The sequence below is a fragment of the Flavobacterium pectinovorum genome (assembly GCF_900142715.1).
Lineage (GTDB): Bacteria > Bacteroidota > Bacteroidia > Flavobacteriales > Flavobacteriaceae > Flavobacterium > Flavobacterium pectinovorum.
On the sequence record NZ_FRBX01000001.1, the window covers coordinates 1,193,534 to 1,207,932 of the forward strand.

The 14,399-nt window shown below is 36.2% G+C and carries 12 protein-coding genes and 1 riboswitch; of the genes, 9 read left to right on the plus strand and 3 right to left on the minus strand.

The window, feature by feature from the left end; translation table 11 throughout:
* The first annotated feature begins 202 nt into the window (after positions 1-202).
* The 9 genes from BUE22_RS05100 (at position 203) to xylA (ending at position 11,852) form a co-directional block, all read left to right on the plus strand.
* Entirely contained in the window at positions 203-1,258 is a 1,056-nt protein-coding gene (locus tag BUE22_RS05100) for an adenylate/guanylate cyclase domain-containing protein (protein ID WP_073393997.1), read from the plus strand.
* A gap of 47 nt (positions 1,259-1,305) precedes the next feature.
* Complete coding sequence (locus tag BUE22_RS05105; RefSeq protein ID WP_073393998.1) at positions 1,306-1,953, plus strand: NAD(P)H-binding protein; 648 nt, start codon at positions 1,306-1,308, stop codon at positions 1,951-1,953.
* Between the two features lie 50 nt (positions 1,954-2,003).
* Positions 2,004-2,203: riboswitch (cobalamin riboswitch) on the plus strand.
* A gap of 115 nt (positions 2,204-2,318) precedes the next feature.
* Complete coding sequence (locus BUE22_RS05110; protein WP_073393999.1) at positions 2,319-4,364, plus strand: TonB-dependent receptor; 2,046 nt, start codon at positions 2,319-2,321, stop codon at positions 4,362-4,364.
* On the plus strand, positions 4,361-5,506 hold the full coding sequence (locus BUE22_RS05115; protein WP_073394000.1) for a DUF5074 domain-containing protein: 1,146 nt from the start codon (positions 4,361-4,363) through the stop codon (positions 5,504-5,506). The genes BUE22_RS05110 and BUE22_RS05115 overlap by 4 nt, the downstream gene beginning before the upstream one ends.
* Positions 5,507-5,516: 10 nt before the next feature.
* On the plus strand, positions 5,517-6,800 hold the full coding sequence (locus BUE22_RS05120; protein ID WP_073394001.1) for a PKD domain-containing protein: 1,284 nt from the start codon (positions 5,517-5,519) through the stop codon (positions 6,798-6,800).
* A gap of 39 nt (positions 6,801-6,839) precedes the next feature.
* Entirely contained in the window at positions 6,840-8,081 is a 1,242-nt protein-coding gene (locus BUE22_RS05125) for a PKD domain-containing protein (protein WP_073394002.1), read from the plus strand.
* 4 nt (positions 8,082-8,085) lie between these two features.
* On the plus strand, positions 8,086-9,303 hold the full coding sequence (locus BUE22_RS05130) for a hypothetical protein (RefSeq protein ID WP_073394003.1): 1,218 nt from the start codon (positions 8,086-8,088) through the stop codon (positions 9,301-9,303).
* Between the two features lie 63 nt (positions 9,304-9,366).
* Positions 9,367-10,311, plus strand: a complete 945-nt coding sequence (locus BUE22_RS05135) for a DUF4465 domain-containing protein (protein ID WP_073394004.1) — start codon at positions 9,367-9,369, stop codon at positions 10,309-10,311.
* 215 nt (positions 10,312-10,526) lie between these two features.
* Complete coding sequence (gene xylA / locus BUE22_RS05140) at positions 10,527-11,852, plus strand: xylose isomerase (protein WP_073394005.1); 1,326 nt, start codon at positions 10,527-10,529, stop codon at positions 11,850-11,852.
* A gap of 114 nt (positions 11,853-11,966) precedes the next feature.
* On the opposite strand, the gene BUE22_RS05145 is transcribed toward xylA, so the two are convergent.
* The 3 genes from BUE22_RS05145 to BUE22_RS05155 form a co-directional block, all read right to left on the minus strand.
* Positions 11,967-12,326, minus strand: a complete 360-nt coding sequence (locus BUE22_RS05145; protein WP_124020509.1) for a hypothetical protein — start codon at positions 12,324-12,326, stop codon at positions 11,967-11,969.
* Positions 12,327-12,400: 74 nt separating this feature from the next.
* Positions 12,401-13,861 carry an FAD-dependent oxidoreductase gene (locus BUE22_RS05150; protein WP_073394280.1) on the minus strand — a complete coding sequence of 487 codons (1,461 nt, stop codon included), beginning with the start codon at positions 13,859-13,861 and terminating at the stop codon, positions 12,401-12,403.
* A gap of 186 nt (positions 13,862-14,047) precedes the next feature.
* Positions 14,048-14,326 (minus strand): hypothetical protein, encoded by a 279-nt coding sequence (locus tag BUE22_RS05155; protein WP_073394007.1) that lies wholly within the window; start codon positions 14,324-14,326, stop codon positions 14,048-14,050.
* Positions 14,327-14,399 lie beyond the last annotated feature (73 nt).

Below are 14,399 nucleotides of genomic sequence, written 5' to 3' on the forward strand. Positions count from 1 at the left end.
ACAGTTTTGTTACCGTTTATTAACGTTGAAATTTGCTTTATTTAGGTTTGAAATTTAATCCGGATATTGTTATTGATTAATTTTTTATACTTAACATTCTATATTACTTTTGATTAGAATAGTATTTTTTATTTATTGAAGAAGTTTAAAATTTCTACAAGATAAAGGAAAAGTACCTTGAAATTCATCAATATCTAGTTATATGGAATTGCCTAAGATACCTTTTTATGAAAAATACAGTCTCATTTTTAAAGCAATTGTTGCTGGTGGAGCAATGGGTTTGCTTTATACCGCAGTTAGTAATGCCGGAGCAGATTATCAATATCTAAAACTTTTGCCCGGTACCATTATTGGAATTTCTATTGGTTTTATTGTAATTATTTTTGAGAAGACACTTACTCATCTAAATAACTATTCCTTTTTGGGAAGTATGATTTTAAAAGCGCTTATTTATAGTTTCTGTATAATATTGTTTTTACTGTTTTTCGTGATTGTTTTTGCAGAGATTTTGGGTCATCTTACCTATCAGGAAGCTTTAAGTAAATACATTAATAATCGTCTTTTTGAAGATTTTATCTTTTCGCTTGGCGCATCAATTTTCCTGATTTTGTTTTTAGAAATTAGCAGTTTGTTAAGCAACCGATTTTTTTCTAATTATTTTACAGGTCGATATCATCGTCCGATGCAGGAAGAGCGAATTTTTATGTTTGTCGATGTCAAATCATCCACCACAATGGCAGAAGAGTTGGGAGATATTCTGTATAGCAAATTACTGCAGGATTTGTTCAACGATTTTACCGACGCCATTCTGGCTTCACGTGCAGAAGTTTATCAATATGCCGGAGACGAAATTATTCTGACCTGGAAAACAGCAACGGGTTTAAAAGACCAACGGTGTTTGTATTGCTTTTATCTTCTTAAACAATGTATTAAAAACAGAAATGAATATTATTTAAAAACCTATAATAGGATTCCGAAGTTCAAGGCCGGAATGCATATTGGAAATGCTGTAACAACCTGGGTTGGAAAAGTAAAAAAAGAAATTGTTTATCATGGAGATCTTCTTAATACAACGTCAAGAATTCAATGCAAATGCAATGATTTTAATCATGATTTTGTTATTTCTGAAGCCATAAAAGAAGCTCTGCCAAAAGATTTACCTGTAACTTATTTGCAACAGGGAGAAATACTTTTAAGAGGAAAGGCGCAACCAATGAAACTTTATACTGTTGATTTTAATATTGACGAAATTTATTAGTCTGCCTTAGTACTTTATTAGAAATTATTATTTAAAAAATTAAAATTATGAAAGCATTAGTTATTGGTGCAACAGGTTCAACGGGAGAATTTCTGGTTGATGAACTTTTGGCAGATAAAAATTACGAATCTGTTACCATCTTTGTAAGAAGAGCAACAAACAAAAAGCATCCAAAACTCGTAGAAGAAATTGTTGATTTCTCCAACATAGACAATTATAAAGATTTGATTGTAGGCGACGTCATTTTCTCGTGTTTAGGAACGACGCTCAAAGCAGCAGGATCAAAGGCAAATCAAAAGAAAATAGATTTTGATATTCCTGCAACATTTGCAAAATTAGCCAGAGAAAATGGAGTTTCTTCCTTTGTTTTGTTATCTGCTTATGGCGCTACTTCAAAGAGTAAAGTTTTTTATTCGAAGATAAAAGGAGAACTCGAAGACAGCATTGCAGAGCTCAATTTCGAACAGTATATTATTTTTAGACCAGGATTGCTTTTAAGAGCAAATTCTGATCGTTTTGGCGAATATGCCATGGCAAAAATATTAAAAGCAGTTAACTCAATTGGCTTATTTAAAAAGTTCAAACCACTGCCAACTGATTTGCTGGCAAAGAAATTGACTAAGGCGCCAAAAGCGCTGCCTAAAGGCACTTCAATTATCGAACTTGATAAAATATTCAGTTTTGCAAATATGTAGGACAAAATGTAAATTAATACATTCATACTTATTTTTATAAAGATAGTTATATATTTGCGCCAGATTTTGGTCTATTTTTCTTAGAAAAAAATAGTTAAAAGGGAATCAGGTGTAAATCCTGAACAGACCCGCTACTGTAAGTTCTGTATAAGTCTTTAAACGTTACCAATGCCATTGTTCGCCGCGGCGAATGAGAAGGCTGTTTAAAGATGGAACAAGTCAGGAGACCTGCCACAATCACATAGTTTAAGACTTTCGTGGAATAAAGTTGAACAACAATAAACGGACCTGTCATTATATGGCGGGATTCTTTCTTATTGCTTTTTTGATTATTACATCCCGAAGTTTATTTAATTAAATAAGTGATGTATAATACAAAAAAAATACTTTTATTCATTGTTCTGTTATCTCCTGTTATACTTCATTCTCAAGTATCTAACGATAGTTTGCGGGTTTTAAAAGAAGTAATTTTAAAAGGAAAACCCTATCAGGAAGTAATTCCTGTACAAAACCTTTCGGGAGTATTGCTTGAAAATCTCGCGAGCCATAATGTTGCCGATGCACTTCGTTATTTTGCCGGAACACAGATTAAAGATTACGGCGGTCTTGGCGGACTAAAAACCGTTGATGTACGCAACATGGGTACACATCATGTGGGGGTTTTTTACGATGGAATTCAATTGGGAAATGCCCAAAACGGAGTTACAGATCTGGGAAAATACTCGCTAGACGACATGGAATCCCTAACCATGTATAACGGGCAAAAAAGTGAAATATTTCAGTCTGCAAAAGACTTTGCGGCCGCTTCAACTATTTATTTAAGAACGAAACGACCTGTTTTTTTAGATGATAAAAAAACAAATGTATTAGTACGTTTCAAAACAATGTCTATCAATTATTTTGATCCGTCTTTTAGATGGGAACAAAAGTTGAGTGACAAAGTTAGCCTGAGTGTAAGTTCTGAATACATAAAATCGAATGGGCAATATAAATTCAGGTACAAAAGAAATAATCTGGACGGAACTGTGGCTTATGACACCACTGCAACCCGACACAACAGCGATATAGAAGCACTAAGATTTGAATCCGGTCTTTACGGAAAAATAAAAAATGGTTCGTGGGATGCAAAAGTGTATTATTATGATTCTGACAGAGGTGCTCCAGGCGCCATTGTCGAAAATAAATTCTCAGACGGTTTTAGGCAATACGACAAGAATTTTTTCTCGCAAGGTACTTTTATAAAAGACTTTACCGATAAATATAAATTTCAGGCAAAGGCAAAATACGCCTACGATTATACACATTACGTGGCCAGAGATACCACAAATGTGCTTGGAGAAACCGTAACCGAAGGAGCGCAGTCAGACGATAGTTATTACCAGCAGGAATATTATTTCTCGGCAGTAAACATGTACAGCATTTTGCCAACCTGGGATATTTCTCTTTCTACAGATTTTCAATACAACAGATTAAATGCAACCAGAAAAGGAATTAAAACCTTGTTTTCTTATCCGGAACGTTATACAGCATTATTTTCTCTCGCAAGTTCTTACAGAGTAGGCAGATTTAAAGCTTTAGGAAGCGTTGTTGGTACGCACGTGCATGAAGAAGTACGATACAATGCAAAAGCTCCTGATAAAACAGAGTTTACTCCGGCCTTATTTCTGGGTTATACACCTTTTGCCGCTTACGATTTTAATCTGAGAGCATTTGCAAAACGCATTTTCAGAATGCCCACTTTTAATGATTTATATTATACAATGGTTGGTTCAAGCACTTTAAGACCTGAATATATGAACCAGTATGATGTTGGGTTTACTTATAATTTGCCTGTTAAGGAAAGCTTTTTCGACAAATTTTCTATTCAGGTCGATGGATATTACACCAATACCAAAGACAAAATAATCGCCGCTCCAACCGGAAATTTGTTCCGATGGATGATGACCAACATGGGACAGGTAAAAGGGCACGGAATCGAATCTGTTATTAATATGGGGATGCATATTAACAAATTGAACCTTGTTGCAAATCTAACTTATACGTATTCTGAAAGTCGGGATTATACCAAATTTGGAGGTTTGGAATTGTCTTCTTACGGCGATCAGATTCCGTACACACCCTGGCATAGCGGGTCCGGAATACTAAATGCCAATTATGAATCGTGGAATTTCAACTATAGTTTTATCTACGTCGGAAAACGATATAATGGTAATGTAAACAACATCAGAATCAACGAAGTACAGCCTTGGTACACACATGATCTATCGGTACAAAAAGCATTTGCAATTCATAATTACAAATTAAAAGGAACGGTAGAACTCAATAATGCACTCAATCAGCAATATGAAGTGATTTACAATTATCCGATGCCGGGTCGTACGCTAAAATTTATAATCAGTATTGAGCTATGAAAAAGATAACCACAAAATTAGTACTTCCTTTATTTATAGCCCTTGCTTTTGTTTCGTGTAGAGAAGAAGAAACCATTTTTCCATCTTCGGATGTAAGTGTTGCAGCACCCAGAAGTGATGGCAATATAGAAGGTTTTTATCTTCTAAACGAGGGAAATATGGGAATGAACCGGGCAAGTATAGATGTTTTTAATTACCGAACAGGAAACTATACAACCGATATTTACTCAGAACGTAATCCGACAGTTGTAAAAGAATTAGGCGATGTTGGAAATGATATTCAAATTTATGGGAACAAGGTTTACGCGGTAATAAATGTTTCTAATAAAGTAGAAGTTATAGATAAATGGACGGCAAAACGCATCAAAAAAATTGATATTCCAAATTGCCGTTATGTAACTTTTTATAAAGATAAAGCATACGTGAGTTCTTATTCGGGTCCCGTTGCTATTGACCCTAATGCAGAAATTGGTTTTGTTGCAGAAATTGATACCACATCATTAGAAATTACAAGAAAAGTTACAGTAGGATATCAGCCCGAACAAATGGTGGTGCATAACGGTAAACTTTATGTTGCCAATTCCGGTGGTTACAGAGTTCCTAACTACGATAGAACAGTTTCTGTAATTGATCTTGAAACTTTTACAGAAATAAAAAAAATAGACGTGGGTATTAATCTCTACGGCATGCAAATAGACAGCAGGGGAGATATTTATGTAAGTTCAAGAGGGGATTATTACAATACACCATCCAATCTTTTTGTAATAGATACCCAGACCGATGAGAAAAAAATGCAGTTGGATCTTCCGGTTTTAGGAATGTGCCTGGTAGACGATTTACTTTATTTCTACAGCGTTCAGTGGAGTTACCTCACCAATAGCAACAAAATTACTTACGGGATATTAGACACCAAAACCAAGAAAATTATAAGCGATAAAATTATTACGGATGGTACAGATAAGCAAATCATGATTCCGTATGGACTTCAGGTAAATCCTGAAACCAAAGAAATCTACATCACCGATGCCCAAAATTATGTAGTAACCGGATATATCTACTGTTTTACCCCCGAAGGAAAATTAAAATGGAAAACAACAGCAGGAAATATCCCCGCACATATCGCTTTTATAACCAAAAAATAAAACCAGAAACATGTATTACAAATCTTTAAAACATTTAAAGTTATTACTGCTTTTTTTCTTTGCAACAGTAATCTTAACCAATTGTTCTGACAGCGATAACACCCAGCCAGATAAAGAACAAGTTGAAAACAATGAATATAATGCATCGCGTTTTGCGATAGTGTCTTTAAGTTCAAAAGTAAATGTTGGCGGAGATGCCACTTACAGTTGGACGGCAGTAAATGCTTCTTCAGAAAATTACTCTTTGACTAATAATAGCTCAAAAGAAGCATTATTCGCAGCGACAGAAGTTGGAACTTATGAATTTAAAGTTACCATCAACGACAAAGGAAATACAAAAACAGAAACAGTTAAGGTTTTTGTAAGCGCAGAAGCTAAAGAATTAAAAAGCTATATCGAAAAAGTATTCGAATTTAAACCGGCTCCGGGACAATTTGTCAATGATCTTCCTGTGGCAAATGATGGTGACACTGCCGAGAGAATATTAAGCAGAGCCAATTCGTATCTGGCAAAGAAAAACGGAGATCTTATTTCGCTTGGCGCATTTGGCGGTTATATTGTTTTTGGGTTTGATCACACAATTGTAAACTTAAAAGGAAAGCGTGATTTTAGAGTTCTGGGTAATGCTTTTTGGGCAGATGCCAATCCGAATCTGAATGCAGAATTGCGTGGCGGAAGCAGTGAAGCGGGCGTTATTATGGTTTCTTACGACAAAAATAAAAACGGACTTCCGGATGATGAATGGTTTGAAATTGAAGGCGGCGGACATAAAATGGCTAAAACAATTCATAATTATGAATTAACCTATCACAGACCAGATCCCAACAAAACACCTGTTCCGGGCGGTGGAACCGGAACCGTGCTTTTTACAGATATGGAATACATTTATTGGACAGATAATCAGGGTAAAAATGGTTATTTGGCACAAAACAACGCTTACAATCATTCATTGGATTATTGGCCGAAATGGCTTAAAGATCAGGAAACAATCACTTTTAAAGGAACGAGATTACCCGATAATGCTGTAGATGAAAGCGGAACAGGAAGTTATTTTGTTCAGTATGCTTTTTTATACGGGTACGCAGATAATGCACCAAATGCCGATGATGATTCAGGAATAGACATTAACTGGGCCATCGACAAAAACGGAAAAAAAGTAGAGCTTCCTGGGATAGATTTCGTAAAAGTTTACAACGGTCTTAATCAGCAGGCGGGATGGCTGGGAGAAACTTCAACCGAAGTAATGGGTGCAACAGATCTTCATCTGTTAGGAGAAAATATCCCTACACGCTAAATCAAAAAGTATCAAATCAAAATTATTATATCAGAAATTATGAAAAAAAATGTTACCCATTTTTTATTGCTTGCCTTCGCATTTGCGTTTATCGGATGCAGCAGTGATAACGATAAACTGGATGAAAATGCCAATGTAATTGAAATTACGCTTCAGGAAAAATATGAAATTCCAACTTTCACAGTTTTGGATATTGCAGCTTCTGATGCCGGAACTACTGCCAAATACGAGTGGATCATGACAAAAAATCCTGTTAACCAGGTAACAGATTCTATTGTTGGAAATACAAAAGATTTAAGATTTACAGCGATTTATGCAGGTTCTTATGAATTTACTCTGAATGTTACAGCTGCAGAAAAAAAAGGAAGCAAAACGACAACTGTAACCGTTACAAACGAAACTTCAAATTATAATCCTTACATAACAAGCATTTTTGATTTTGATCCTGCGCCGGGCATGTTCGCCAACGATTTGTACAAAGATGGCAATTCTAAAGAAGACATAATGAAAACGGCTTTAGGCAGAATCAACGAAACCAGTGTAGGTTACCCATTAGATTTGGGAGGTTTTGGAGGTTCTATAATTGTTGGTTTTGACCATACCGTTGTTAATGTTGCAGGAACCGAAGATTTTAGAGTGTATGGAGGAGATGTATCAAATCCAACATCATCTAAAGCAAATCCGCCGGCACCGGGATTGATTTATGTCGCCTATGATAAAAATAAAAACGGAAAACCCGATGCAGACGAATGGTATGAAATTATGGGAAGCCAGCACTCGAAAGCCAATACAATTAAGAATTTTAAAGTTACTTACCATAAAAAAGCTGCCGGAGAACCTCTGGTAACATCAAGTGCTCTTTTCTTAGATTATGAACATTTGTTCTGCGAAAACAATCAGAACGAAACCTATTATTTGGCAAGACCCAGAGCAAAAAAGGAATTTTATCCGTTATGGGCAACACAGACTACAGTTACTTATGAAGGAATGAAACTAGATGTAGATTTTGAAACCGCACGTGCAGGTCAGACTACTTTGTGGAATTCTACTCCTCCGGAATGGGGATATGCAAATGCCATAAACCCGAATATTGATATTGACTGGGCAGTAGATAAAGACGGAAATAAAGCCAATCTTCCGGGAATCAATTTTATTAAAGTAGTTAACTGTGTGAGTGAACCAATGGGACTTTGCCAGCAGCAATCTTCAATGGCGACTGTATTTGCAGGAGCAGGAGACCTTCATATATTAAAAAAATACAATCTAAAAATAAATAAGTAAGACCATGAAAAAGTATTTAAAGTATAGTTTATTTCTAATCGCTTTTGTTTGTTTTTACGCGTGCAGCAATGACGATCCAAAGCCGGAAGAAGTTATAGAAGAGCCTGTTAAAGACCCAACAATTGCTATAAAATTAGCTTCAGATTTTGCAATAGAACAATATAATGTTACAGAAATAACTCCGGAAGTAGTAATCGAAAATGGTGACGGAAAAACTGCCAAATACCAATGGTCAGTAAAAGTTTCTGATAAAGATGGTGTTGCAAAAGATTCTATCATCGGCGATAGCAAAACTTTATTATTTGTTACACCAAAAGCAGCTGATTATGTGTTAGATTTTACGGTAACAGTAGACAAAATTGTAAAACAGGCTTCGACTAAAATTACCGTTTCAGAAACCGGAAAAACATATACAGCAAAAGCATTAACACTTGTTGATTTTTTACCAGCACCAAGCTTTAGTGTAGCGAGTTACACTACAAAAGAAGAAGCTTTGGAGCAAACTCAGGCAACTATAAAAGAAGGAGGTTCTGTTTATTTGGGAACATTTGGAGGATATATTATTACAGCGTTTGACCACACAGTTGTTAACGCTTATGATAAACGTGATTTTACTGTTCAGATGGCAACAGGAACTGCTTCAATTAAATATTCTCCCGTAAGTATAGCCGTAGCTTATGATGCGAATAAAAACGGGATTGCGGATGAAAACGAATGGTACGAAATAGCAGGAAGCGAATATTATAAAGCTACAACAGTTAAAAATTACGAAGTAACGTATCATAAACCTGATGCCACGGCGAGTCCGGTAACCGGAACAGCAACCTGGCAGTATGATACAGCCTATCTTCCGTGGACAGACAACCAAAACGGATCTGGTACAATTACCAAAACCAATAATCGCAGACGAGTTAATTATTATCCGGCATGGGCAGCAGATACTTATACTTTAAAAGGAACAAAAGTATCTATACCGGTAAAAGATGTAAGTGACGGTGCCGGTACAGCTTACAATGTTGGAACTTTTGAATGGGGTTACGGCGGTATTAAAGATCCATCAATAGACATTAGCTGGGCAGTAGATAAAGATGGAAAAAAAGTGCATTTACCGGGAGTTGATTTTGTAAAAGTATATGTGCCAACATTTACAGCATTGGGAGCTGCAGATCTATTAACGAGCGTTTTTCAGGAAGTATCGGATTTAAATTTTCCAAAGAAGTAATTTATAATACTGTTGAATTTGAGATAATTAAGAATGAATATTAATCCATAAATTTTATAAATCATGAAAAAAGTAGTTTATTTTTTGACATTCGGTTTGATGTTGGGATTTTCGTCCTGTAGTAGCGACGATGATGTTTTAGGCAGCGAAAGTAATTCAGCAGTAAAAACGTCATCAAAAACAGCAAAAATAGCTGTTACAGATCCTTCGATAGGAACCACGACAACTCTTAATCTTACCAGTGCTTTATTAAGCAGCGGTATTACAACAACAGGAGGAAAGTACTGGCAAAACACTTATGTGTCTAACACCAACCTGAGTGTAGATATTTTTACATTTTCGCACACTGCGACATCTTCGGGTTATAATTATTGGGATGGTTTTATTGTATCAAATGTAAATGATATTACAAATTATGGCTCTGGTTCAGGTTCTGGCGGATCAGATGGCTGGGTGCCTCATCAATGGGGAACTATGGCCGGAAGTGGTTTTGGAACTTCTTCTACAACTACACCAGGAACGCCGGGAACACCGGGAGATCCTTATATTGTGGCCTATTGGTCGAGCTATTTAGATCCTCAAAACCCTGAAGCAAGCACCTTTAGCGAAAGCGGTTTTTCTAACTGGATTAAAATTGGAAATACAGGAATATATACTGTTGAAGGTTTAAAAATCAACATGCATCCATGGCCCTATTACGGCTGTTTGTATGGCGATGGATTTGCTCAGCCTTTTGCTTCCGGAGATCATTTTGAATTATTGATTTATGGTGTTGATGAAAATGGAGTAATTACAAATCCGGTAACTCAGACTCTGGCAGATTATACAGGATCATCTTTGGTTATGCCAACCGGATGGATTACTGTTGCTGCCAGCAAACTTCAGGCTTTAGGAGACGTTCAATACCTTGTTTTCCAAATGGCTTCAACAGATTCAGATCCACTTTACGGAATGAATACGGCGGCTTATTTCTGTTTAGATAAGCTTTCTGTAAAACGTGTAGATTAATTTAATACAGTTTTTAGATTAAAAAGAACCCCTTTTACCAAATTGGTAAAAGGGGTTTTTCGGTTATAAACAGAATAACGAAGTGATGTAAGTTGAGCAAATATGTGTTAAAGTTATATTTTTGAAAGAATTTTGGTTTATCAAATAGTCTTTTTGACTATATATTTGCCCTATTATTACGATAAATTGTTTAAAATTATAAAAAGAGAGGGCAGATGATAGTTTTAGGAGACAAAGAATATTACAAAGGAATTGGTAAAATTAACTTTGAAGGAAAGGATTCAGATAATCCTTTGGCATTTAGATATTATAATCCAGAGCAAATTGTGGCAGGCAAAACAATGCGGGAGCATTTTAAATTTGCAGTTGCGTATTGGCATAGCTTTGGAGGAAACGGCGCAGATCTTTTTGGGCAGGCTACTCACAATTTTTCGTGGAATGAATTTAGGGAACCCATTCAGGCGGCAAAGAACAGGGCAGATGCAGCATTTGAATTTATAAGTAAAATGGGTTTTGATTATTTCTGTTTTCACGATTATGATTTGGTACAGGAAGGACAAAATTTCACACAATCAGAGTTGCGATTACTAACAATGACTGATTATTTGAAAGAAAAGAAAGCAGTTTCGGGAATCAAAGTTTTATGGGGAACAGCCAATTGCTCTTCTAATCCGCGATACATGAACGGAGCTGCAACAAATCCTGATTTTAAGGTTGTTGCAAGAGCCGCCGCTCAGGTAAAATTAGCTCTGGATGCTACAATTGCTTTAGATGGTGAAAATTATGTTTTTTGGGGAGCACGTGAAGGATATCTAAGTTTACTTAATACCGATATGAAACGCGAACTGGATCATATGGGAGAATTTTTATCCAAAGCAAGAGATTATGCGAGACAACAGGGTTTTAAAGGAAACTTTTTAATCGAGCCAAAACCAATGGAACCTTCTAAGCATCAGTATGATTTTGATTGTGCAACTGCAATTGGTTTTTTACGCGAATATGGTTTGGATAAAGATTTCAAAATAAATGTCGAAGTCAACCATGCAACATTGGCACAACATACTTTTCAACATGAGTTGCAGGTAGCAGCAATGTCGGGTATGTTAGGCAGTATCGATGCCAATAGGGGAGATTACCAAAATGGATGGGACACAGCACAATTTCCAAATAATATACAAGAAGTTACAGAAGCGATGCTGGTTTTCTTAAAAGCAGGCGGTCTGCAGGGTGGCGGAGTAAATTTTGATGCTAAAATAAGAAGGAATTCAACAGATGTAGAAGATATTTTTCTGGCACATATTGGTGGAGCCGATGTTTTTGCAAGAGCTTTGCTTGCTGCAGATAAAATTATAACATCTTCTCCTTATGAGAGTTTACGACAACAGCGTTATAGCTCATTTGACAGCGGAAAAGGAAAAGAATTTGAAGAAGGAAAATTAAATTTTAAAGATTTGTATGATATTGCCATTGAAAATGGTGAACTCGAATTGCAGAGTGGAAAACAAGAACTTTTCGAAAATATTATCAACCGACATATATAGTTTTCAGTTTATTATTTAAGATGAAAATGATCATAAAACCAAAATCCTGTTTCTTATGAAATGGGATTTTTTATTTTGTGAACTAGTAAGAAGAGCTTATAAAGGATTGCTTCATTACTTATTTCTTTCCTCATATTCTTTCACTTGTTTTTTTGTCGAAAGCCCTTTCCAGCTCAATTCAAGTATTTCAGTCAGCAATTTTCTGTTATAGTTGTGTATCCACATGCAGATGTAAGGATAAGCTTTAAAATGGTCCGGTAAATGAAAAATTTCAGGATGACTGTCTAAATACTTATCGCGTATTTCAAAATCAAGCCTTATCGGAATAAATTCTCCGCTGTCATGAAGTCGACACATTAATTTTCCCCGTACTTTTACAGATGGAGTTCCTTCATGCGAAACACTTTCTTCGGTATTAGGAAATGTCAGGGCAATATTTTTTACCACTTCAAAATCGGCATAGTTAAATTTCATCACTTGTTTATTATTTGTTGCGTTTATTTTAATCAAACATTTAATAATCAATTACAAAGATCAGAAATTAGTAACTAGTCTTCGCTATTTTTTTTCTTTAAACAACGTCCTCTTGGTTCGTCGCCTTCATAAAGTACAATCTCAGAATGAAGAAATTGCGCGGCTTCGGCAGAATCTTTTACTTTAGTAGCACTGCGTTCTAACATGGCAGATTCAAACTCATTTAAAACACTTTTTCTTATTCCCACTTTTCGCCATTGTGACCTTGGATTACATCCTTTTGTGATTCCCCGAGCCAATGTAAGTGCATCCAGCAACGCCTGATTTGCACCTTGCCCTTTAAACGGACTCATTGGGTGAGCGGCATCTCCAATTAGGGTTACCTGTTCACTTTTTTCTAATAATTCTTTTTTGAGTAATTCCCTGTCATATACTGGGTAACCGGAAATCTGCGCTGCTAGTGTTGCCGTCATAATTTGCGGAATAGGGTCGTGCCATTGCGTTCTGCGGCAAGCTTCTTCCTTCAGTGCCTGAGGTCCTTGATCGCTTAAAGTCTTAGCCTCATCTTCTGTCATAGGAAAGCTAAGCTGCCACATCACAGAATCTGCTGTATAAGGCATGATGTAAATTCGCTCATTTCCATTAGCGGTCTGAAATACCGTCGCAGAGTCTAATAAAGAATTATTTACATTTTTTAGAGAACTTAAAGGACAAATTCCTAATATTACAATACAACCAAGATAACGCAAAGGCGTATTGTCTTCGCCAATCAATAACCTGCGCACAGAACTTCGAATTCCATCGGCTCCAACTACAAGATCTGCTTTGGCGGTTTTTATCTCGCCATTTACCTGAAAGTTAAGTTCAACGTTATCACTGGATTCTTTAAAATTTATTAATTGATGTCCCCAATGTACAGCATCGTGTCCGCCTAATTGCTCCAGTAGTGCCAAACGCAAAGATTGTCGTGCAATATGAATATTGGTGCGTTTGGGAGCCGTTTTTGCGTCTGGATCTATCCATTTTCTGATTCCCCATTCGCCAATTACTTTACCTTCAGTAGTGTGAACCAAATGTTTTGTAGAAATCACGCCATCTTTCAACGAGAAAATACCCAATCCTTCAATTGCTTTACTAGCTTGTTGTAATGTAAGTCCGTAACCCTGAGATCGGGCATTGAAGTTGCTGTCGCGCTCATAAAGCGTAAAAGGAATTCCCCGGTGCAGGCAGGCTACAGCCAGAGCAACGCCGCCAATTCCGCCGCCAATAATAGCAACATGAGGATAGTTTTCTTTATCTGCAACCGGAGGAGTAACAGAAGAAAGCAATCCGGATCCGGAACAATTTAAACAGGTATATAAATGCGCTTTAGGACGAATAGGAGCAGTACCTTCACCGTTTGTTTTTTCAAATTGCTCTAGTGCTGTTTGATAAAGTAGTCGTACTTTTTTACTAAGTCTTTGACTTTTTTTGCCTCGTCCCTGACATTCCGGACAAATAGTCCAGCTTCCTTCTTCATTTTCGATTTTATTCACGTCCTCTTTTTTCACTTGATTTTATTGCCTTTTATTAGAAAAAATAATCTATAAGTTTATTCTTTTTCCGACGTTGGCAGTTGGCAAATTTAAGCAAAAGATTACCAGTACAAAAGTGTTGAGGAATTTTCGAAGAAAACAGAAACAGTCACAAAAAAAACCGCCTGATTTACAGACGGTTTTACGTTATTCGTTTCGATTAGGATCGGTAAATTCTTCATCGTCTTCATCTAATTCATCCGGCGTTTCATCATCAAATTCCTCTTCAGGTTCTTCGTTATCAAATTCCTGAGGATTCTCTTGATTTATTTCTTCGGTACTTAAATCATTTCCGTAATCCGGCTCGGCATATTCTGTTATGGAATGATCTGTTGAAGGAAATTCAATTTCCATTCCCTTATTTATTTTATCATCTTGAAAATTCTGGTCATCCTGACGGTTGTTTTCTAATTCATCTAAATTCATAATATAATTTTTTAATTATTGTGGTTACAGGTTTACGGGTTCTATTACAGAACCTCTTTTTCCTTTTTATAAA